The sequence below is a fragment of the Hymenobacter sp. YC55 genome (assembly GCF_029433095.1).
Lineage (GTDB): Bacteria > Bacteroidota > Bacteroidia > Cytophagales > Hymenobacteraceae > Hymenobacter.
Map to the genome: position 1 here is coordinate 1,563,004 of NZ_JARNTX010000001.1, position 21,843 is coordinate 1,584,846.

Genomic DNA, 21,843 nt, shown 5'->3' on the forward strand with positions numbered 1-21,843 from the left:
TGAGCTTGCCAAAGCATCTCGCGTGCATCGTTGCGCAAGTGTCAGGATGTACTGCGCTGGCGAGAAAGGTGCTTCAACTCCGCTCAGCAGACGTGCAGCTAGTCGTTCAGCTCGTCGTAAACCAGCAGCTGGTTTTGGGCAATGATTCGCTCGCCGTCGTGGAGGCCGGAGTGCACGTAGCTTACATCACCCACGGTTTTGGTTATTTCCACCTCGCGGGTTTCGATGTGGTGCCGGTCTTTGAACACCATCACGAAGTTGCGGTCCTTGTCGAACACCACGCACTTGGCGGGCACGGCCAGCATGCGGCCGGTTTCGGTGTTGCGCACCTTGATTTGGGCGTACATTTCGGGCTTAAGCAGGTAGCCGGGGTTTTCGAGGCGCACCCGCACCCGCATCACCTTGCTTTCCGGGTCGAGCACGTTGAACACCTTGTCGATGCGGCCCGTGAAGTGCTGGTCGGGGTAGGCGAGGGTCGTGACATCGGCGGCGTAGCCTTCTTTCACCTTGGCAATGTCGGCCTCAAACACATTGGCCATGATCCACACATCATCCAAGTTGCTGACCGTGAACAGGCTGCCCACATTGTCGTCGTTGAACTGCATGTGGTCGGTCACGTTTTTCTCGGTGATGAAGCCGGAAATAGGGGCCCGCAGTGTGTAGGTGCCGTCCGGTGATACGCCGTAGATGGCGAGCTGCTTGCGGCTCTTGCCCACGTTGCCCTGGGCCTTGCGCAGCTCCTGGCGGGCCAGGCTTACGTCGCGCTCCGAGGCAAGGCCCGCAGCATATTGGTCTTCCAGCACCGAGAGGTTTTTCTGGGCAATGGCGAGGTCGGTGCCGGCGCTGCTGCTCTGGTTTTGCAGGTCGGCTATTTCCCCGCTCCGAATCACGGCTAGCACCTGGCCTTTCGTGACATGGTCGCCGAGTTCCACCGTGAGCTGTTCCACCACGCCGCCCACCAGCGGGTATACCTGCACGGTTTTGTCGCCGTTGGTGGCAATCTGGCCCGAAAGGGTTAATTCGTTGCGGATGGGCTCGTTGCGGACTGTGTCAATCTTTAACTCGCTCATCATCTGGTCGGAAAGAGTGAAACCAGCATCGGCTTTCGGCTTGGTATCAGCTTCGGGAGTGGTAGAGCAGCCGGTCAGCAACAGGCCGAGGGCAACGGGTAGGAGGGGGGCGAAGCGGTTCATATAAATCGAGGACTTAAACTTTCGGGAGCGTGAAGGATGGATAGAGGCAGTTAGTTGAACAGGGGCCGGCCCACGGCGAAGTTGAGCTGCTCGAAGGCGCGAATCCGGTTGGACCTCAGGGCGTTGAGCTGCACGAGGTTGTTTTTGTAGCTCTCGTAGAAATCGAGGTACTCCACGATGGTGAGGTTGCGCTTGGCGTAGCTTTCGTCGATGCCCTTCATCAGGCGGTCGAAGTCGCGGGTTTCGCGGCCGGCGGTTTGGTAGAGGGCGTCGGTCTGGCTGGCTTGGCGCCAAGCTTCCTGCACGTCGTTCTGTACTTGGAGCTGCTGCTGGCTTAGTTGGGCTTTGCTGATTTCAATCTGGCTCTGAGCCGTGCGAATATTGCCCTGGTTGCGGTTGAAGATGGGCACCGCAATACCGAGCGTGAGGGCGTTGTAGTTCTGGATGTAGTTGCCGGCCCGGTCGTAGACGTAGCCCACCGACAAGTCAGGAACGGCTAGGGCCCGTTGGTAGCGCAGGTTCTGGTTTTGCTGTTGCAGGGTGGCTTGCCGAGCCTTCACGTCGGCGCGGTTCACTTGCGCCGAATCAATAAGCTGTTGCTCGGTACGGCCCGCCAGGTTCAGTGCTTGCAGGCGGTTATCGTCGGCGGTGGGCACATAGTAGGCCCCGGACGTGTCGCGCATCAGGATGCGCAGGTCGGCTTGTTCAGAGGCAATGTCGTTGAGGAGAGCTTGCCGCTCGTTGCGCAGCTGGAACAGAAAGGCTTTCAGGCGGATAACTTCCTTGAGGGCAATATTGCCCTTGTCGTATTGGCCTTGGTAGAGGTTGACCGTGCGCTGGAAGCTGGTCACTTCCAGGTCGTACACGCGCACGCTCTGCTGCTTGTAGTACAGGTCGTAGAACGTGCTACGGAGTTGGTAGCGCAGGGTCCGGAGCAAGTCTTCGAGGTTGAAGTGCTCGGCCAGCGCGTTTTGCTGCGCTACCTTGGCAGCGGCTTTGCGGCGGCCCGCAATGGCAAACAGCTGCTGCACCTGCACAATAGAGTTGCCGGTGCGCGTCACGTCCAGCACCCGGCCGGTCTGCTGGTTGTAGGCGTTCTGCTCCAGGTAGATGGTTGGGTTATCCCAAAGCTTGGCCTGTAAAATCTGAGCCTCGGCCGCCGATACGTTGTAGCGCTGAGCCAGCAAACTCAGGTTGTTCTGCAGAAACCGTTGCTCGGCCTCGGGCAGGGTAAGTTTTACAGTATCGGCGCTAAGTGGGGCAGCCGAAGCAGTGCGAGGGGTAAAGCCGAGCAGCAGGGCCGTCAGCAGTAGAAAACAGAGGCGTTGCATATCCTATTTGGTGTTTGGATATGCAAGAGTACGCGGGGGGTATTAGGCCTGAATTAGAGGTAGATTAGAAACAGATTAGAAACTGATAATATTTTAAAAATGGGCATTTAGAGGTCGTAAAGGAAGATTTTGATTGTTCGATCAAAGAAAAATAGTCTGCAAGGCCAGTGTAGTCACTAGTTAGTTATAGCACATTGTGAGCGATGTATTAATGCAGATTATGTTCTAGGGCTACGACCAGAGAGCTAGTTCTGCTTCTTAGAGGAGGGATGGTTGATAATCGCTGTTTATTCCCTATGTCATGCTGAGCCTGTCGAAGCATCTCGGGTACCGACATTGTAAAACTATTGTCATGCTGAGCGCAGTGCAACGAAGCCGAAGCAGCTCGCTCGAATCATTGAGCTGACAGAAGGGTTTACCACACTAGCGAGATGCTTCGGCTGCGCTCAGCATGACGGTCTATTGATGTCTGATGCCGTTCAACGAGTGGTCACCTTTAAAACAAGCTTCTTTGGCGTTTATCTATGTGCCGCTGCAAATACTACCTCCGCTGTGGTTCCTTCGCCTAAGCGTGAGTAAATGTGCAACTGCCCGCCGTGCAACTCAATAATGCGGCGGGCCAGCGGTAGGCCAACTCCGTGGCCTACCACGGCACGCGCGTTGTCGGCGCGGTAGAAAGGCTGAAATATCTGCGGCAATGCCTTTTCCGAAATACCAATGCCCTGGTCCGTCACCTGTATTCGAGTGCGGCCAGCAGCGTAAGCGAAGCGCACAACAACGGGCGCATCGGGGGCAGAATACTTGAGGGCGTTGTCGAGCAGGTTAGTGAGGGCCCGGCTTAGCAGTTGGCGGTTGCCGTGGATTTCTAATGGGGTCGGGTCGGGTGGCAACTCGTCGAGGGTGATGTGCACGCGCCGGCGCTGGTCGGGCGCTACTGCTTCCCGGGCTTCCCAAAGCAACTCGTCTAGCCGCAAGTCGTCGGTGAGGTGGGCGTTGCTGGTTTGGTTGAGGTCGAGCAGGTTGTTGAGAAGCTGCTTTAGTTGCTGCAACTCGGTTAGCACCGAGGCCACGGCTTCGCGGTAAGCAACAGGGTCCCGGTCACGATTCAGCAGCACCTGCAATTCCCCAATAGTAGCGGTAAGTGGCGTCCGCAACTCGTGCGAGGCATTGCTGACGAAGGTGCGTTGGCCTTCAAAACTTTCCTCCAACCGTTCCAGCAGCCGGTTGAAGGTGCGGGCCAACCGGGTAATTTCATCTTGCTCATGGCTGATATTGGCATCGACGCGCCGGTGCAAATCTTGCGCCGTGATGCGGTCCACCTGGTCGTTGACGGCGGCAATAGGAGCCAGTGCCTTGCCCGCAAACAACCGCCCGGCCACGTAAATAACCACTAGGCTAATCACGAAGATGCAAGCCAAAATAGTAGCCAAGTGTTCCAGCCGGGCTTGACCCGAATGGTTTTTAGCGGCCGCCACAATAATATAGTCGCCTTGGTTATCGTGGTAGAACAACCCCACCGCCTGACGCGGGCCCACGTCGAAATACACGAGCTTCTCCGTCAGAATGCGGACCAGGATAGCGTCGGAAATCTGCACCCGCTCGTCTTGCTCGATAAAGCGCGGCGTTAGCTTGGCATCGTAAATCTGCAGGACCTCGCCGGCAAGGGTGCGCAAATAGCGCCGCTGAAAGTCACGGAATGCTTCGGCTCGTAGTTCATCCTGCTCCAGAAACACGTAGCCCGTCACCTCGGCCCGGTCGCGCAGGCGCTGATGAAATTCCTGATGAGTGTAGTCGGTTTGAAGAATATAAATCACCGACATCACCGCCAGCAGCAGCACGGCCACCAACCCCACAAAGAGCCACGTCAAACGGTTGCGGATGGTCATGAATGGTGAAGTGAAGAGGCGTTGATAAGCACGAATGCCATAAATAGGATGAACGGCGAATGGTTGAAGCGGCTAACCCACTTTACTCCACCCGCAACACGTAGCCCATGCCCACGACGGTATGAATCAGCTTCTGCTCGAAGCCTTTATCCACTTTATTGCGCAGGTAATTCACGTACACGTCGATAACGTTGGAGCCGGAGTCGAAAGATTCTTCCCACGAGTTTTCGGCTATTTCGGCGCGGCTCAGTACGCGGCCCGGGTGGCGCATAAACAGCTCTAGCAACCCAAACTCACGGGCCGTGAGCTTGATGGGCTGCCCGGCACGGGTTACCGTCTTGGCCGTGGTATTCAAGGTTAAGTCGGCGAGGGTCAGTACGGCCCCTTTCACTTCGTGGCCGCGGCGGCGCGTCAGGGCCCGCACGCGGGCTACGAGTTCGGGGAAGTCGAAGGGCTTGACTAAGTAGTCGTCGGCGCCACCGTTGAAACCTTGGAGTTTGTCTTGGGTGGCGCCCAACGCCGTGAGCATTAGCACGGGCACCTGCTGGTCGTGCTGGCGAATGACGCTCAAGACCTCGTAGCCATTGCGGTGAGGCAGTATTACATCCAGAATTATCAACTCATAGGCTTGGCTCAACGCCAAACGTCCGCCCATGTCGCCATCGAAGGCCGTGTCCACCGTAAATCCCTCTTCTTCCAGTCCCCGACGGATGAAAGCCGATACTTTGGGTTCGTCTTCTATCAGCAGGATTCTCATACTTGATTGTAGTTAAAGGCATAGGGTGGATTAGCTTTTTGCAAACCAACTAGCGCAGGGATACGTACTGCAGGCATTAAAGCATTTGCTAAAGGTGCAGACAACAACTTAGTTTTTAGCTGCCTGTTTTTTTGATGTCCAAAGTGTCTGCTCAGCATCAGGGTATTGCTGATTTCTTATATGAGCAAGCGCCTGCTTTAGCCCGCGCCGCTGCCAGCCAACTTTCAACCCGGTTGCTTGGCCTTACGGAAGCAGAGCTGCTGGAAGATTTGCAGAGCCATTGCCAGCCCCTTGCTGACGCTCTGCTAATGAACAGCATGTCGTTGTTGGAAGCGCACTTAGAGTACGCCCGGCATGTGCCCGCCGCCACGCCAAAGCGCGACGAGCAGTTGCGGCAAGAACTTAATGTGCTGCGCCAAGTCGTTAGCCAGCGCTTAACCATCACCGACTATCACCTAACGCTCCCTTACTTCTACGCCGGGTTAGCGCTATTGAGCAAGCCCCCTACACCACTGCCGACGGATACGGTTTCAGCTTTAATAGATGGCGCTCCATTGGTAGACATTGCCCGGCAATACTTGGCGCGACTACTGGCCGGACAACGCACGGAGGCTTTAATGGGTATTCGGCAAGCTATGCGCGAAGGTGCCCACGTGCGCGCCATCTACTTGTATGTATTTCAGCCAGTGCAGCGGGAAGTTGGGCGTCTGTGGCATCAAAGTCAAATTAATGTGGCCCAGGAGCACTATTGCACTGCCGCCACCGAATTGGCTATTGCCACCTTGCACGCCCACCTGATGGCCACCCCACGCAATGGCCGCCGGCTGGTAGCAGCTACCCTTTCCGGCGACCTGCACGTGATGCCCCTGCGCATCGTGAGCGACTTTCTGGAATCAGACGGTTGGGATGCGTACTTCTTGGGCGCCAACACGCCAGCGGCTTCGGTTTGGCAGGCAGTATTAGCCCACCGCGCCGAGTTGCTGGTGATAGGAGCTTCTATGAGCCACCACGTAGCACGAGTACGGGAACTGTTAGCTGAGCGCCCCGCAGCTTGCGCTACCACTCGCGTCATGGTAGGTGGAGCGCCTTTTAACGCTGACACCAGTCTTTGGCAGGTTGTTGGCGCCGACGGTTGGGCCCCCGACGCCATGCAAGCCATTGAAGAAGCCAAGCGAATGTTTAGCGGCAAAAAAGTAAGTGCGCTGGCTTAAGTAAGCTGGGCGCTGCTAGTCGTCCTCGTAATCTAAACCCAGGCACTGGTTCAGGGCTTGTTGTAATTCGCTGGCGGCGTGCATCTGGCCGGCTTGACGGCTCACGCGCAACCCTTCACGGTAAACTTTTTCGGCCTCTTCTGGCTTCTGAATTTGTTCGAGTAGCTTGCCGGCGTGGTAATACGTGCCCACGTAGTCAGGATGCTCGACTAGGAGTTTCTGAAAATATTCCAAAGCTCGAAGCGGCTCAGTGGCCTTATACTCGGTAGCTAAGGCATATATCGTGAAGGGGTCGTTGGGCTCGTCTTGGTAGAAGGCCAGAAGTTGTTGTAGGCGGCTAGGTTGGGTTTCCATCAGGCAGGAGTTTTCAGTATCTTTGCCCCAAATTTGGGGCTTTCCCGTAGTTTATCCTCCCACTCAAGCAGCCGTAGATGAAGTTTCTCGTTTGCATCAGCAACGTACCCGACACGACCACCAAAATTGCCTTCACTCCCGACAATAAGGAGTTCAATAAGGCGGGTGTCCAATTCGTGATTAATCCTTGGGATGAATATGCCCTCACGCGCGCCATTGAGCTAAAAGAAGCTCAGGGCGGCGGCACCGTCACGGTGCTCAACGTGGGCGAGGCCGATACCGAGCCCAACATTCGCAAGGCCTTGGCCATCGGGGCCGATGATGCTATCCGGGTGAATGCCGCTCCGAAGGATGCTTTTTTTGTTGCGCAGCAAATTGCCAACGTAGCCAAAGAAGGCGCCTACGACGTAATTCTGATGGGCAAGGAGAGCATCGACTACAATGGCTTCCAGGTGCACGGCATGGTAGGGGAGCTGTTGGGCATTCCAACGGTAGCTCCAGCCATGAAGCTCGACATGAGTGGCAACACTGCTACGCTCGAGCGCGAAATCGAGGGCGGTAAAGAGATTGTACAAGTAAACACACCCTTCGTGGCTTCGTGCCAGCAGCCGATGTGCGAGCCCCGCATTCCAAACATGCGCGGCATCATGACGGCCCGTACCAAACCGCTGAAAGTTGTTGAGCCTACCGGCGATGCTCCGCGCACTGCGGTTGCCGAGTATGCGCTTCCGCCCAAAAAGCAAGGTGTTAAGCTTATTCCCGCCGAAAATGCTGGCGAGCTAATTAAGCTGCTCCGCAACGAAGCGAAAGTTATCTAGACCATAAAGCAGCGCTTGCCAACGTGTCTTTCTAGCCCGGTAACCTTGTTTACTGACCTAGCAACCCACTTCAGCAAGCTCCGCCTGACGGCCTGACTTACATCTAAATTTCAAAGAAATGTCTGTTCTAGTTGTTGTTGAGTGTGATGGCGGCGAGGTAAAAAAATCGTCGCTGGAAGTGGCTTCTTATGGCAGCCAAGTAGCCCAAATGCTCGGTACTACCGCCACGGCTGTTGCCGTAGGCGAGGCTACCGAAGCAAACTTGGCCAAGCTAGGCGAGCAAGGCATCAGCAAGGTGCTCTATGATGCGGAACCCCGCCTCAAGGACTTTGTGAATGGTGCCTACACCAAGCTTATTGCTGCTGCCGCCCAAAAAGAAGATTCTAAAATAATTGTACTAGCCAATTCCAATATTGGCGCTTCGGTTGGTTCGCGCCTATCGGTGCGGTTGCAGGCTAGCTTGGCTACCAACGTAGTAGAGCTGCCCAAAACCGACGGTGGCAGCTTCGTGGTGAAGCGCGGTGCTTTCTCCGGCAAAGCCTTTGCCGATGTGAAGCTGGAAGGCGAGCGGAAAATCATTGCTGTTAAAAAGAATTCTATCGAAGCCCTACACGAAGCCGGCAAAACGGCCCAAGTGGAAAGCTTCTCGGCCCAACTCACCGATGCCGACTTTGCGGATGCGCCCAAGCAGGTGGTGATGCAAGACCAAGCTGGCGGTATCCTGCTGCCCGAAGCCGATAAAGTAGTTTCCGGTGGCCGTGGCATGAAAGGCCCCGAAAACTGGAATCTGATTGAGGACCTAGCCAAAGCTATTGGCGCGGCCACGGCTTGCTCCAAGCCCGTTTCCGACGTAGACTGGCGCCCTCACCACGAGCACGTAGGCCAAACGGGTATCACCGTGTCGCCGAACCTGTACATTGCCTGTGGTATCTCGGGTGCTATCCAGCACTTGGCCGGCGTCAACTCGTCGAAGGTGATTGTCGTTATCAACAAAGACCCGGAGGCCCCGTTCTTCAAAGCGGCCGACTACGGCATCGTTGGCGACGTGTTCGATGTGCTGCCGAAGTTGACCCAAGCTGTAAAAGAGCTAAGCTAGAAACGTAGGGGCTTGAGAATCCGCCGTATAGGGTGAAACCACGCAACGGATTCTCAAGTCTTTTTTCGTTTCTTATAGTACGAGCCGGAAGCCTTTGTTTTCTTTGCACGTACTAAGGCCGATACTTAAGTCTTAAAGTCACCAAGACCCTTGAAAAAAATACCGCTCGAAATCCTCGGCCTCTCCTCCAGCCAGTCGCAGTCCGGTTCCTTCGCCTTGATTCTAGGCGAGAAAACTGGCAACCGCCGCCTGCCCATTATCATTGGTATGTTCGAGGCGCAGAGCATTGCCATCCAGATAGAGAAAATAAATCCGAATCGGCCGCTCACGCACGATTTGTTTAAATCCTTCGCCGAGCATGTGCACGTTGCCGTGCTAGAAGTGATAATCTCGGACCTCAAAGAAGGCGTCTTCTACTCGAAAATTGTGTGCTCCGATGGTGCTACCACGTTCGAGTTGGATTCCCGCCCTTCCGATGCCATTGCTATTGGCTTGCGTTTCGGGGTGCCCATCTTCACGGTGGAAAGCGTGCTGAGCGAAGCGGGCATTATATTGTCGGAACTCGACGAAAACGCGGAAGACTCCGACGATGAAGATGACGAGGATGATGACGACAGCCCAAGCGGTCCAGCCAAGCCCGAGCCTGCGCCTCGCGACCCAAGCGGCCAGGTTTCCTTGGATGAGCTAACCAAAATGCTGGCTCAAGCGCTGGAGCGAGAGGATTACGAAAAAGCTGCCAAAATTCGCGACGAGCTAAACAAGCGCGACAGCTAGTTTGATTGAACTTCAGATACAGTAAGGCCACACCCTACAAGGTGTGGCCTTTTTGCTTAGTAAGTAGTGGTACCACAAGCCCTACTATTCGCTTTTTCACCCTACGTTGCCGTGGTAGAAATAATCGCCAAGGCCCACGGTGAAAATAAGTGCTCCGTAGAGCGAATGTTCCAGCCACACCAACCGCAGGGAGTAGGTGCGGGCGTAGGTTTCGGCAAAAAGCCAACCGCCAATGAGCGTAAGTAGCACCGCCGGCCAGTTTTGAAACACCAAATGCATAAAGCCGAACGCACCAGCACTAGCCAGCAGCGTGGCGTAGGCACCTCGAAACAACGGCCGGTAACGGGCGAAGAATAAAGCCCGGTAGATAATTTCCTGCGGGTAGACGGAAAACAAGGGATAAAAGGCCAAGATCAACAGCCACAACTTAGGCTGTGTACGTGGCATGTCGAAGAGCTTAGCGGGTATAAAAATCCATACTGTGGCAATCAACAAGCCGGTACTCAAAGCAAAGCGCCACAGCAAGCGCTTTAATTGGCGCCGCTCGTTTCGACCGGCGGGGCCACGCCAGAGAGGTTGATAGTGAGGCAGTCGCTGCTGTTTTAGCCACCAAATACCCCAGATGGTAGTTAGCACAAGTAGCGCCAGCAGTACCAGGGGCTGCCACCAGATGCGCAACGCCACCGGAACGGCTATAAACAGCAGCAACCATTCTGCCCAGCGCCACGTCAGCGGCTTTCCAGTAAGTTGCTCCACAGTACATTAAGATTAGAAGCCGTCAGAATCATCTACGGATTATCGAGGGTGGCGGCATGACCAAAAGGTTAAATGCGTAGACTTGTGCTGTCCCGACGGAGTTTCGTGGGATGCTTACTTCAACAACTATGGATGCTTCCCTGGATTTGCGCTATCCTATTGGTCAACCCGCACTGCCCACGGGGCCACTGGAGCCCGGCGCGCGCATAGCCCACATTGCGCATATTGCTTTGCTGCCTGACCAGGTGCGGGCGGCCGTTACGGGTTTGAGTGCAGCCCAGCTTGATACCCCTTACCGCCCCGGCGGCTGGACGGTGCGCCAAGTGATACACCACCTGCCCGATTCGCACCTAAACAGCTACACCCGTTTTCGCCTAGCTCTCACCGAAGAGAACCCTACGGTGCGCCCTTACGACGAGCAAGCCTGGGCCGAACTACCCGATATAGCTGTTACACCCCCTGCTGTATCGTTGGCCATGCTGGAGTCCCTGCACATTCGGTGGACCATCTTGCTGCGCAACCTCAGTGCCGGCCAATGGCAACGTACCTTCTATCACCCCGGCACCCAGCGCGATTTTACGCTGGATGAAGCCCTCGTGATGTATTCCTGGCATGGCCGGCACCACTTGGCGCATATCACCGAACTGCGCAAACGGCAAGGCTGGTAGTTGTAGCGTTTCGTCGCCCCTTATAAGCACGAAGCCCTGACCTTCGAGAGAAAGTCAGGGCTTCGTGCTTTGCCAAGTGGCATCAAATTGCTGTAGCGGAATAGGTGCTTAGGAGACTCATACTTCCGATAAGGGCTCGTTGGCCAAGGCTTCGAGGCCACCTTCCGATTCCTCGTCCACACGCTTAGCGGCTCGAACGAGGCTGCTGCTAAAGATGAACTCGCGAAGCTCCGGCACTTTGGCGTTCAGGATCTGGTCTTTGTTGCCGTCCCAAAGCTTCTCGCCTTTGTGTAGGAAGATGATATGGTCCCCGATTTCCACCACCGAGTTCATGTCGTGGGTGATGACCACAGTGGTGATGTTGTATTCGTGGGTAATTTCGTAGATGAGCTCGTCGATCTTGATGCTGGTGGCCGGGTCGAGGCCAGAGTTGGGTTCGTCGCAGAACAGGTAGGTGCAGTTGGGAGCAATAGCACGGGCAATACCCACCCGCTTCTTCATACCCCCCGAAATTTCGGAGGGCATCTTGTTGCCGGCATTTTCGAGCCCAACGCGCTTCAAGCAGAATTCCACCCGGTCGCGGCGCTCTTCCTTGGTCATTTCCGGCGTCAGCATCTTCAACGGAAACTCGGTGTTTTCATACACTGTCATCGAGTCGAACAAGGCCGAGCCCTGAAACAGCATCCCGATCTTGCGCCGAATCTCCTGGCGGATATCCACCTTATTATTGGTAAACACGGTGCCATCGAAGGTGATGCTGCCCAAGTCAGGTTTGATGAGGCCGACAATGCATTGCAGCAACACGCTTTTACCAGTACCCGAGCCGCCTAAAAGCAAATTACACTTGCCTGTCTCGAAGGTGCAGTTGATGCCCCGCAGAACCGGGTTGCCGTCGAAAGACTTCTGGATATTATGTATCTCAATCATAAGAAGAAAAGCTACAGTTGTGATTCGCTAGTCTTTGGAACCGCGTGCTACCATGAGTACGCCGCATAAGACCAGTAGCACTACACTTCTAGAGAAGAATTGCGGCTAGTACGAAATCAGCCAGCAGGATGGCAATGATAGAATTAGTAACGGCACCTGTGCTAGCGGCTCCTACTTCCAAGGCGCCACCTTCGGTGAAATAGCCTTTGAAAGCCGAGATAGACGACACAAGGAAAGCAAATACCACCGACTTGATTAGAGCGAAGGTGATGTTGTAAGGAATAAAGTCGCTGCGGATACCCTCGATATATTCGGCGGCCGAAATAGCACCGGTGAGTGTGCCTGCCAGGTAGCCACCCAGGATGGAGAGCAACATAGCCAGAATCACGAGCAGCGGAAACATGAGAATAGCCGCCACAATGCGAGGCAAAACTAGGTAAGACGCCGAGTTGATACCCATAACTTCTAGCGCCGCTACCTGCTCGGTAATACGCATGGTACCCAAACCACCCGCAATACTCGACCCAACTTTGCCTGCCAATACAATGCTGGTAATGGTAGGCGCTAACTCCAGAATCGTCATTTCGCGCACCATGTACCCGATGGTGGACTTTGGAATGAGCGGACTTACGAGGTTATAGGAAATCTGTACGCACGTAACTGCGCCGATAAAAGCGGATACAATGGCGACAATAAAAACCGAATCGGTGCCGATGAGGATGCACTCATCGATAGTACGGTTCCAGAGCACAGCAAACCGCTCTTTCCGGACGAGCATGCTCTGGATGAAGAGAATAAAAGAGCCGAAAGTTTTGACCATGGGGAGAGAAGTGAGAGTAAAAGCGGATACTTGCGGCAGAACGCCGGTTGGTAGATTCGAACGGCTGAAAATCCTTACGTAAAAAGCGCAACAGTAATCAAAGGAATGGAAAAATATGTCGTGGTAACTGGGGGAACAAAAGGCATTGGGCGGGCCATCGTACTACGCTTCCTACGCGCCGGACGGCCAGTCGTTACTTGTGCCCGCTCCGCTAGCGACCTAGCCGAACTACAAACAGCTACGAACGAGGAAGTTCCCGGTGCCGTACTACATACGTTGCCAGCCGATCTAAGTAAACAAGAGGACTGTCGCCGTTTCACAGATTTTGTGTTGAGCTTGGAAGGGGAGGTGGACGTACTCGTTAACAATACGGGCGCTTTTTTGCCGGGAAGGTTGCAAGACGAGCCCGCCGACGGTTCGCAACTGCGCCAGATGTTGGCCGCTAACCTGCTCAGTGCCTACGACGTGACGTTGCCGCTGCTGCCTGGCCTGATTGCACGGCGCCAAGGCCACATCTTCACCATCTGTTCCACGGCGAGTATCACAGCCTACCCCAATGGCGGCTCCTATGGCATTGCCAAGCACGCACTCTACGGCCTGACCCGCAACCTGCGCGAAGAACTTAAAGAGCACAATGTGCGCGTGACGGCCGTGCTACCCGGCGCCACGCTTACCGCCAGTTGGGCCGGCGTTGACTTGCCCGCCGAACGGTTCATCCAGTCCGACGATGTTGCCGAGGCTATTTTCTCCACGTACAGCCTCTCGCCACATGCTGTAGTAGAGGAACTGCTGATTCGGCCACAGCTGGGGGACATTTAGACATTTGATAGTTATGAATCAGCGTTCAGATGTGAACTATTGGGTTGGACAGCAGCCTGCTGTTTCCATCTGCGCGTTGCTTGTTAGCTGATAACACTGCTAGTTGGTTTTCACCAGTTTTCCTTTGCCCGTTATTCGGACATCAATTTGGGAAGGGTTGCCCGTGTAGTAGATGGTGCTAGTGCCGGCGTGGGTACCACCTAACTCGCCAGATGTATTGACATAAATACCGCCGTCGGCATAGAGCGAAAGATCGAGGTAGCAGTAGCTGCTCACCCGCAAGTCGGTGGCTAGGAAACGACCTAAGCCACCACCGCTGAATCGTAAGTCTTCTGTTTGCCCGTGTAGGCGGTAGTCGCCTAGCTCATACTGGTCGATCCAGAGGTATTTGCTATTGATGTCCAAGTCGTAGTCGCCAGCGCCTTTCAGATGTAGGAAAAGCGTATCGGCTCGAAACTGGCTGGCGGTGCGGATATTGCCTTGGCCGTACAGCGACATATCCGGCAACTCCTTTACGTGCAGCGTTACTTCGTGCAGCACCGAGTAGCTGCGGGCCCAGTTGCAGGTGCTTTGGTTGCTGACGTAGAGGTGATTGTTGCGGACTTCAAGCTTCAGATCTTCTTGCAAATGGGAGCCAGTGCGAACCTCGGCATAGGTGGTGGTATCGGGCACCAGCGTGATGTTTACATTGTCGGTGGCGGTGAGTTCCTTGAAGGCAGCCAGGTCGCGTCGTTCGGTGGTTACGGGGCCAGCACTTTTCAGGCAATCATTGTCTTGGCAGGCTGTTAATGGCCACGCGAGCAGTAGCGCGCGTAAAACCCACCGCAGGCCGCTAACTTGCGGCGCATATCCAATCCGAATCATCATCTTACAGCCATGGAACTAAGCGGCAAGGTAGCCATTATCACAGGCGTCAGCAAAGGCATAGGGCGCGCCACAGCCGATGCCTTATTGGCTAAAGGTGCCGTAGTGGCCGGCTGGGGCCGTTCCGCACCGGAGGGGCTCACCCACGAGCGGTTCCAGTTTTTCGAGTGCGACATCCGCGACGAGAAGTCGGTACAGGAAGCGTGCATGAACACCCGCCGGGAGTTAGGTGCCGAAATTCACGTGTTGGTCAACAACGCAGGCATCGGCAACTTCGGGCCGGTCGATGGTTTTTCCTCCGACGACTGGCACGCCATGTTTGATACCAACGTGCACGGGCTGTTCTATTGCACCAAGGCCGTTTTGCCGTACATGAAACAGCAGCACGAAGGCCATATCGTGAACGTGGGTTCGTTGGCGGGCACAGCCGGCACCGCGAATCTGGCGGGTTATTGCGCCACCAAGTACGCCGTGCGCGGCTTCTCGGACGCGTTGTTCAAGGAAGTGCGGCCCGATGGCGTGCGCGTAACGTGCATCATGCCCGGCTCGGTGGAAACCAACTTCAACGGGGCCAACCCCGGCGAGGAGCCCAACCCCCACATGATGCAACCCGAAGACATTGCCGCCGCCATTGTACACGCGCTGGAAGCTCCCTTCGCCGTCATGATTTCCGAGGTGCAAATGCGGCCTACGCAACCCAAGTAAAGCCAGAATAAAGCACGCAGCTCCAGCTGCGCGCATCGTTGAACGATTCAAGCCGTGCGGTTGTGATATTGTTCAACATCAGCAACGATGCGCGAAGCTGGAGCTTTGCGCTACAGCATATGGTAGAAGTTCAACACTTAAGTAAAACCTTCGGCGCTCAAACGGCCGTGAATGACATTTCATTTGCAGTTGGGAAAGGCGAAATCCTTGGGTTTTTGGGACCGAACGGCGCAGGCAAATCCACGACCATGAAAATGGCCACCGGGTATTTGCCGCCCTCGGCGGGCACCGTGCTCATCGAAGGCTACGATGTGCTGACGGCCCCGCTGGAAGTGCGCCGCCGCGTGGGGTATTTGCCCGAGCACAATCCGCTGTACTTGGATATGTACGTGCACGAGTACCTAGAATTTATTGGTTCGGTGCACGGCCTGCGTGGCAGCGAGTTGCGCCGCCGCGTGCCGCAACTGGTGGATAGGGTAGGCCTGGGCCGGGAGCAGAACAAGCAGATTGGCGCCCTCTCGAAAGGCTACCGCCAGCGGGTAGGTCTGGCGCAAGCCCTTATCCATGACCCCGGCGTGTTGATACTCGATGAGCCTACCACTGGCCTCGACCCCAACCAAATCGGCGAAATCCGGAACCTCATCCGGGAGCTAGGGCAAGACAAAACAGTCATTTTCAGCACCCATATTCTCCCCGAAGTAGCTGCCCTGTGTAGCCGCGCCGTCATTATCAACCGCGGCCAGCTCGTGGCCGACTCGCCGGTATCGGAGTTGGGCGCGCGTGCCAAAACGGAAACCGTGATTCGCGCCGAATTCGAGCAGGCCATTGATACAGCCTTGCTACAAGCGTTGCCGGGCATCAGCCAGGTGGAAGTGGAAACCGGAAATATTTACCGCATCCGGGCCACCGGCGGCACCGACCAGCGGGGCGCTATTTCGCGGTTGGCTGCTCAGCACGGGTGGGTGCTGCTTGGGCTGCGGCAGGAAGAACAGTCCTTGGAGAAGGTGTTCCAGTCGTTGACGAAATAAGTGGTTGAATGGCTGTATTGTAAAAAGACTGGTCGTGCTGCGGCTTATCTACTAATCAGCCACTTAACAATTCAACAAGTAAGAATAGATGTACGCTATACTTCGCAAAGAATTCAATTCCTTTCTTAACTCCCCAGTGGCGTATGTGGTCATTGGGGTGTTTTTGGTTGCTACAGGCCTGTTCGTGTGGGTCTTTCCGGATAGCTCGGTGCTGGATTATGGCTTTGCCGACTTGCAGACGCTCTTCAACATGGCGCCCTGGATTTTCCTGTTCCTGATTCCGGCCATCACCATGCGCACGTTTGCCGAGGAAAAGAAAGCCGGTACTATCGAACTGCTGCTCACCCGGCCGCTCACCGATAGTCAGATAATAGGAGGAAAGTACCTGGCTTGCCTACTGCTGGCCTTGCTGGCGCTGCTGCCCACGCTTTTGTACTACTACTCGGTGTACAAGCTCGGCAACCCCGAAGGCAATATCGATTCGGCAGCTACCGTAGGGTCTTACATTGGATTAGCGCTGCTGGCGGCGGTTTTTGCGGCTATTGGCATTTTCGCCAGCGCCATCACTCGCGACCAAATTATTGCCTTCCTGGTAGCCGTAGTAGGTTGCTTCCTGGTGTATTCCGGCTTCGATTCGCTGGCGTCGGTTTTCGATGGAGCGCCGGCGTACTACATCAGCCAGCTTGGTATTGCGGCCCATTACCGCGACATCAGCAAAGGCCTCATTGACTCCCGGGACCTGACCTACTTCCTTAGCTTGATTATTGGCTTGCTGCTGGCTACTAAGCTGGTACTCCAAAGCCGAAACTGGTAACCTCGCTTCAAGCTACTTTGCCTCCCGGCAAGGAGGATCGATAGATACTCTAGAACAGAAAACGGTCTCTTGTCTCTGCCAGAGACGAGGATAGGGGGGTAGGCCTCCGACAAGATATGCCTGAACAACAGCTTCCAAATCAATCCCGCAAACGCCGTGACCTGCTTCGCTTTCTGGCGGTTGTCGGGGCGTTGCTACTACTCAATTTCATCGGCCAGCAGTTTTTCTTTCGCCTCGACCTCACGCAGGAAAAACGCTACACCATGTCGGCGGCTACCCGGCAACTGCTGACCGGCTTGAAGCAGCCTATTACGGTGACGGTGTACCTCGATGGTGACTTCCCGCCGGCGTTTCGGCGCTTGCAACAGGCGGTGCGCGAGACGCTCAACGAAATGCAAGTTTACGGTGGCGGCAATCTGAAATACGTGTTTATCGACCCGTCGGCGGCTGGTACCGAAAAGGCCCGCAACGAGTATTACGCTTCGCTTTTCAAGAAAGGCCTAACCCCCACCAACCTCGGCGCCAACGAAAACGGCAAGCGAGTTGAGAAAATCATTTTTCCGTGGGCTACCGTGTCGGCGGGTGGCAAGGAGCAGCAAGTGCTGCTGTTGCGTGGCAACCAGGCGGCCCCTTCCGATGTGCGCCTCAACCAAAGCATTGAAGGGCTAGAGTACGAGCTGGCCAGCGCTATCCGTAGGCTCAGCCCCGGCAAGCGCAAACTGATTGGCATTGTGGAAGGCCACGGCGAGCTAAACAATGCGGAAGCCGGAGACCTGATTGGCTCGCTAAGCCAGTACTACGACGTGTACCGCGTCGACCTAAGCAAAGTGCGCGACCTGCGGGCCCTCAGCGCCGTTGTCGTGGCTAAGCCCGCCGCGGCTTATACCGAGCCCGAGAAGTTCAAGCTCGACCAGTTTATCACGCAGGGCGGCAACGCGCTGTTTTTCGTTGATGCCATGCGCGTCAACCTCGACAGCGCCGCCCGCACCGGCATGCTGTCTTTCCCGCAACCCGTGGGCCTCGACGACCTGCTGTTCAAGTATGGCGTGCGCGTCAATGCCGACTTGATTCTCGATCTTAATTCGGGCGTTATTCCACTCGTGACGGGCAAGGAAGGCGACAAGCCAAAGGTGGAACCTATGCCTTGGCAGTTCTATCCGCTGGTCAACAACTTCAGTACGCACCCCATCACCCGCAACCTCGATGCGGTATACACCAAGTTTGTGAGCACCATTGACACAGTGAAGGCCACCGGCATCCGCAAGACGCCGCTGCTCTTTACCTCGCGCTACTCCCGGGTGTTACCCTCGCCGGTGCCCGTCAACCTGAACGACGCACGCCTGCAACCCGACCGGAAGCTCTACAAAGACAAGTTCGAGCCCGTCGGCTACTTGCTCGAAGGGCAGTTCCGTTCGCTCTACGCCAACCGGGCCCAACCCGGCACCACGCAGTTTCAGCCCGCTACCTCGCCCCAAGCCAAGCCCTCCAAAGTACTGGTGATTTCCGACGGGGACTTTGTGCGCTCCGAACTAGACCCTAAAACCGGCCGCCCCTTCCGCCTCGGCTTCGACCGGCTCGCCAACACCGAATTTGCCAACCGTGAGCTAGTGCTAAACGCCGTCGATTACATGCTCGACGAAAGTGGCCTTATCGGCGTGCGCAGCAAGCAAGTCACGTTGCGTCCCCTCGATAAGCTCAAGGTTATTGAGCAGCGCCGTACTTGGCAATTGCTGAATCTGGTTGCACCATTGGTGCTGTTAGGAGCGTTTGGTGCTGTCCGCGCTTGGCGACGGAAGCGGCGGTACGCAGGGTTTTAGGCTATTATGTTTTTAATTATAAGGTAGTCTTCATGTTAGGAGAAATACTAAGTGACCTATTAGGAAACGTAATAATCAGTTCAATTAACAATAGTTTCTTGGCGCTAATTGGGTTTGTCTATCTCTACAGCCGCTACTGGCAGCCGCAACGGGTGCGTGCAGTTTTGGTACAGCAGTATGGTAATCGATACGCTACTGCTGGATCGTCCGTGATGAATAACTCGATGCAAATTATAGGAGTCCTGCTGTTGCTGACATTTTGGATATTCATTTTAGTGGTGGTTTCACGCCACGGCTGGAGCTAAAGAAATAATGTACACCATAGGCTCTCGAATTAATAAAGCCCGTCAACTACAGTAAACCAATAGGTTTCCGTAGTTGACGGGCTTTTTAACCCTAGTAGCTTCCGTTACAGCGTCACGTTGCCCGTGAGGCGGATGTCGCGAGAGGAACCGCCGACGAGCACGCCGAACTTGCCGGGTTCTAGGACCCATGCTTTCTTCGCTTCGTCGTAAAACTGAAAGGCGTTGGTATCAAGGGTCAGGGTGACGGTCTTGGACTCGCCGGGCTTAAGAAACACTTTCTGGAAGCCTTTGAGCTCCTTTTCGGGGCGCTTCACGCTGGCCTGGTCGTCGTGCACGTACACCTGCGCCACCTCGGCGCCCGCTACTTTACCGGTATTCGTGACGGTGAACTTGACAGTGGCGCTTTTTTGGCCGGGCGTCACGGTCAGGTTATCGTACTTGAAGGTGGTGTAGCTCAGACCGTGGCCGAAGGCGTACTGTGGCGCCACTTTATAGGTGTCGAAGTAGCGGTAGCCCACAAAGATGTCGTCCTTGTAGTGCTCCACCACGGCGTTGGGGTCGGAGGGGTTGTCGGTGGGGTAGTTGCCGATTTTGTGGGCTGGTGAATCGGCCAACTTCACGGGAAAGGTCATAGGCAGCTTGCCTGAGGGGTTGACGGTACCGAGCAGCACTTTGGCAATGGCATTGCCGCCCTCCATGCCGGGGTACCACGCTTCCACAATGCCCTTGGCCTGCTTTTCCCACGCCGATACATCAATTGGGCCGCCGCCCATTAGCACCACTACGGTGTTGGGGTTGGCCTTTAGCACGGCTTGCACGAGTTCGTCTTGGCCGAAGGGCATGTTCATGTCGGGTTTGTCAGGACCTTCGGCGTCGTAGGCGTTGTCGTCCCATACGGCGTAGTTGTAGCCGTGTGTCCAGCCGCCTACCACTATGGCCACATCGGCTTTGGAAGCAGCATCAACGGCTTGCTGAATCATAGCGGCATCGGCCTTTTGGCCGCGGGCTATTTTGTAGCCTTGCACGTAATTCACGGTTACCCCGCTGCCTAGCTCGTTTTTCAGGCCTTGTAAGGGCGTGATTTCATACTTGGCTTTCACCTGCGAACTGCCCCCACCCATCGAGTTGGCCCGATCGGCATTTTCGCCGATAACGGCAATGGTTTTAATAGAAGCCTTGTTGAGGGGCAGAATGTTGCCTTCGTTTTTTAATAGCACAATACCCTCCTCGGCCACTTTAAGAGCGGTGGCGGCGTGTTCTTTGGTGGCGTAGGCGCCGGGGGTGCGCTTGGCTCCCTCCATCATGTTGGTTTTGTACATCACGCGCAGAATCCGGCGCACTTTGTCGTCAATCAACTCTTCCTTCACCTTGCCGCTTTTCACCAAGGTCACTACAGTGTCGCCGAGGAAGAACTTAGGATATACAGTGCTCAGTTCCACCTTTTTGGCCGGGCCACCCGCCGTTTGCGACACGGTTTGGTTCATCAACAGCAGGTCGGTACCCATTTCCATGTCGGTGCCGTTGTTGATGGCCTCCATCGTGCTGTGTACAGCGCCCCAGTCACTCATTACGAAGCCCTTAAAGCCCCACTGCTCCTTCAGAATCTTGTTCATCAGGTAGTCGTTGTGGGTGGCCCACTGCCCGCGGAACTTGTTGTAGGAGCCCATAAGCGTGTACACGCCGGCTTCTTGCACGGCAGCTTTGAAGCCGGGCAAATAGATTTCATTCAGAGCCCGCTCGCTCATATCCACATCTACGGTGGTGCGCTTGGTTTCCTGGTTGTTGGCCGCGTAGTGCTTCACGCAGGCCGATACGCCTTGATCCTGCACACCCTTGATGTAGCCCACCGCCATGCGCGACACCAGATACGGGTCTTCGCTTTGGTACTCGAAGTTGCGGCCGTTGAGCGGCGTCCGGATGATGTTGATACCGGGGCCGAGAATTACGTCTTTGCCTCGGAACTTTGCCTCGCTGCCCAATACTTGGCCATACGCGTAGCCTAGCGCCGGATTCCAGGTGGAAGCCAAGGTGTTGCCAGTAGGCAGATAGGTGCCAGCATCATTAGCGTCTTTGTCGGGAACCCAGTCGCGGCCGAATTCAGGACGTACCCCGTGCGGACCGTCGGAGGAAGTAAACTCGGGAATGCCTAAGCGCTGTACGCCCCCCGAAGTAAACGAAGAACTGCCGTGGATCATGGCTACCTTCTCTTCCAAGGTCATCTTCTTGATGAGGGCATTGATCTTGGCATCGTTGGTGGTAAGCGCAGCCTGCTGGTTTTTCGAGGCGGTCTGGCTGGGCTGAGTAGCTGGCTTCTTGGCGGTGCCAGCGGGCTTGCTTTGCGCCAGGCCAGCGCCAGAGGTTAGCAAGGAAGCAGTGGTACTAGCAAGTAGAATGTAGTACTGGTGTTTAGAAAGCATACGAAATTATTTATGTGCGGGAATTTTCAATCTAATTTCTTGCACTGCTGCTCAAGAGAAGTTGCTGTGCCTAGCCTAGCAGTAAACTCAAAGACAGTAGTGTTGCTTGGTGGTGAGGCGTAAACCTTTGCGAAAGGGTTTTACAAAGCAAACTTGCGTTTATCAGCACAGTAAAGATGTCCGTGTAGTGGAACGCTGATAGTGGTAAAGGCAGTGTTTTGTCTCACTCAACCGGTTTAAAACCTGAAATAGTCTTGCTGCAGTGGAAAGCTACTATATTTCCTATGAATTCTACACGCCATTGTTAAGCAAGAACTGATGTTTATGCTTAGAAAATAAGGCGTAGCTGTGGCGCAGAAGCAAGGCAGTATACGCGAAGCATTATAAGTGTTTGAAAGCGTGTGTGCTGATGCGGAATATCATACCTTAAGGCAACCCGTAACTGGATTTGTTTTCCATTGAAGATATTCTTTCGAACATGCA

At 55.2% G+C, this 21,843-nt stretch carries 20 protein-coding genes; 10 read left to right on the forward strand and 10 right to left on the reverse strand.

Annotation, left to right across the window (positions count from 1 at the left end):
* Positions 1 to 98 precede the first annotated feature (98 nt).
* From P1X16_RS06695 to P1X16_RS06710, 4 genes are all read right to left on the reverse strand, one after another.
* Positions 99 to 1,193: an efflux RND transporter periplasmic adaptor subunit gene (locus P1X16_RS06695; protein WP_277227160.1), complete on the reverse strand. Its 1,095-nt coding sequence runs from the start codon at positions 1,191 to 1,193 to the stop codon at positions 99 to 101.
* A gap of 50 nt (positions 1,194 to 1,243) precedes the next feature.
* Positions 1,244 to 2,524, reverse strand: a complete 1,281-nt coding sequence (locus P1X16_RS06700) for a TolC family protein (RefSeq protein ID WP_277227161.1) — start codon at positions 2,522 to 2,524, stop codon at positions 1,244 to 1,246.
* Between the two features lie 518 nt (positions 2,525 to 3,042).
* Positions 3,043 to 4,410: an ATP-binding protein gene (locus P1X16_RS06705; protein WP_277227163.1), complete on the reverse strand. Its 1,368-nt coding sequence runs from the start codon at positions 4,408 to 4,410 to the stop codon at positions 3,043 to 3,045.
* 82 nt (positions 4,411 to 4,492) lie between these two features.
* Positions 4,493 to 5,167 (reverse strand): response regulator transcription factor, encoded by a 675-nt coding sequence (locus P1X16_RS06710; protein ID WP_277227165.1) that lies wholly within the window; start codon positions 5,165 to 5,167, stop codon positions 4,493 to 4,495.
* Between the two features lie 134 nt (positions 5,168 to 5,301).
* Here P1X16_RS06710 and P1X16_RS06715 point away from each other — a divergent pair, with 134 nt between their 5' ends.
* Positions 5,302 to 6,378, forward strand: a complete 1,077-nt coding sequence (locus tag P1X16_RS06715) for a cobalamin-dependent protein (protein WP_277227167.1) — start codon at positions 5,302 to 5,304, stop codon at positions 6,376 to 6,378.
* A 15-nt stretch (positions 6,379 to 6,393) separates the two neighbouring features.
* On the opposite strand, the gene P1X16_RS06720 is transcribed toward P1X16_RS06715, so the two are convergent.
* Positions 6,394 to 6,732, reverse strand: a complete 339-nt coding sequence (locus tag P1X16_RS06720) for a tetratricopeptide repeat protein (protein ID WP_245124061.1) — start codon at positions 6,730 to 6,732, stop codon at positions 6,394 to 6,396.
* A 77-nt stretch (positions 6,733 to 6,809) separates the two neighbouring features.
* Between P1X16_RS06720 and P1X16_RS06725 the strand changes: the two genes are divergently transcribed.
* From P1X16_RS06725 to P1X16_RS06735, 3 genes are all read left to right on the forward strand, one after another.
* On the forward strand, positions 6,810 to 7,550 hold the full coding sequence (locus P1X16_RS06725; protein ID WP_277227170.1) for an electron transfer flavoprotein subunit beta/FixA family protein: 741 nt from the start codon (positions 6,810 to 6,812) through the stop codon (positions 7,548 to 7,550).
* A 118-nt stretch (positions 7,551 to 7,668) separates the two neighbouring features.
* On the forward strand, positions 7,669 to 8,646 hold the full coding sequence (locus tag P1X16_RS06730; RefSeq protein ID WP_277227172.1) for an electron transfer flavoprotein subunit alpha/FixB family protein: 978 nt from the start codon (positions 7,669 to 7,671) through the stop codon (positions 8,644 to 8,646).
* 150 nt (positions 8,647 to 8,796) lie between these two features.
* Positions 8,797 to 9,420 (forward strand): bifunctional nuclease family protein, encoded by a 624-nt coding sequence (locus P1X16_RS06735; RefSeq protein WP_277227174.1) that lies wholly within the window; start codon positions 8,797 to 8,799, stop codon positions 9,418 to 9,420.
* Between the two features lie 96 nt (positions 9,421 to 9,516).
* Here the strand turns inward: P1X16_RS06735 and P1X16_RS06740 are convergent, their stop codons facing one another.
* Complete coding sequence (locus P1X16_RS06740) at positions 9,517 to 10,176, reverse strand: CPBP family intramembrane glutamic endopeptidase (RefSeq protein ID WP_277227176.1); 660 nt, start codon at positions 10,174 to 10,176, stop codon at positions 9,517 to 9,519.
* A 128-nt stretch (positions 10,177 to 10,304) separates the two neighbouring features.
* Here P1X16_RS06740 and P1X16_RS06745 point away from each other — a divergent pair, with 128 nt between their 5' ends.
* Positions 10,305 to 10,844 (forward strand): YfiT family bacillithiol transferase, encoded by a 540-nt coding sequence (locus tag P1X16_RS06745; protein WP_277227178.1) that lies wholly within the window; start codon positions 10,305 to 10,307, stop codon positions 10,842 to 10,844.
* Positions 10,845 to 10,961: 117 nt separating this feature from the next.
* Here the strand turns inward: P1X16_RS06745 and P1X16_RS06750 are convergent, their stop codons facing one another.
* Positions 10,962 to 11,771 (reverse strand): ATP-binding cassette domain-containing protein, encoded by an 810-nt coding sequence (locus P1X16_RS06750; protein ID WP_277227180.1) that lies wholly within the window; start codon positions 11,769 to 11,771, stop codon positions 10,962 to 10,964.
* Positions 11,772 to 11,859: 88 nt separating this feature from the next.
* The gene (locus tag P1X16_RS06755) at positions 11,860 to 12,591 is read right to left on the reverse strand and encodes an ABC transporter permease (RefSeq protein ID WP_277227182.1); all 732 of its coding nucleotides are present in this window, start codon (positions 12,589 to 12,591) and stop codon (positions 11,860 to 11,862) included.
* Positions 12,592 to 12,696: 105 nt separating this feature from the next.
* Here P1X16_RS06755 and P1X16_RS06760 point away from each other — a divergent pair, with 105 nt between their 5' ends.
* Complete coding sequence (locus tag P1X16_RS06760) at positions 12,697 to 13,410, forward strand: SDR family oxidoreductase (protein ID WP_277227184.1); 714 nt, start codon at positions 12,697 to 12,699, stop codon at positions 13,408 to 13,410.
* Positions 13,411 to 13,509: 99 nt separating this feature from the next.
* On the opposite strand, the gene P1X16_RS06765 is transcribed toward P1X16_RS06760, so the two are convergent.
* Entirely contained in the window at positions 13,510 to 14,277 is a 768-nt protein-coding gene (locus tag P1X16_RS06765; RefSeq protein WP_277227186.1) for a DUF2807 domain-containing protein, read from the reverse strand.
* Between the two features lie 9 nt (positions 14,278 to 14,286).
* Between P1X16_RS06765 and P1X16_RS06770 the strand changes: the two genes are divergently transcribed.
* The 4 genes from P1X16_RS06770 to gldG all read left to right on the forward strand — a co-directional run bounded on the left by P1X16_RS06770 (position 14,287) and on the right by gldG (position 18,638).
* Entirely contained in the window at positions 14,287 to 14,979 is a 693-nt protein-coding gene (locus P1X16_RS06770) for an SDR family NAD(P)-dependent oxidoreductase (protein ID WP_277227188.1), read from the forward strand.
* A gap of 119 nt (positions 14,980 to 15,098) precedes the next feature.
* On the forward strand, positions 15,099 to 16,007 hold the full coding sequence (gene gldA / locus P1X16_RS06775) for a gliding motility-associated ABC transporter ATP-binding subunit GldA (protein WP_277227190.1): 909 nt from the start codon (positions 15,099 to 15,101) through the stop codon (positions 16,005 to 16,007).
* Positions 16,008 to 16,095: 88 nt separating this feature from the next.
* Complete coding sequence (gene gldF, locus P1X16_RS06780; RefSeq protein WP_277227192.1) at positions 16,096 to 16,821, forward strand: gliding motility-associated ABC transporter permease subunit GldF; 726 nt, start codon at positions 16,096 to 16,098, stop codon at positions 16,819 to 16,821.
* A gap of 116 nt (positions 16,822 to 16,937) precedes the next feature.
* Positions 16,938 to 18,638: a gliding motility-associated ABC transporter substrate-binding protein GldG gene (gene gldG, locus P1X16_RS06785; protein WP_277227194.1), complete on the forward strand. Its 1,701-nt coding sequence runs from the start codon at positions 16,938 to 16,940 to the stop codon at positions 18,636 to 18,638.
* Between the two features lie 409 nt (positions 18,639 to 19,047).
* Here gldG and P1X16_RS06790 read toward each other — a convergent pair whose 3' ends face one another.
* Positions 19,048 to 21,360, reverse strand: coding sequence for a glycoside hydrolase family 3 C-terminal domain-containing protein (locus tag P1X16_RS06790; RefSeq protein WP_277227196.1), 2,313 nt, complete (start codon positions 21,358 to 21,360; stop codon positions 19,048 to 19,050).
* Between the last annotated feature and the right edge of the window lie 483 nt (positions 21,361 to 21,843).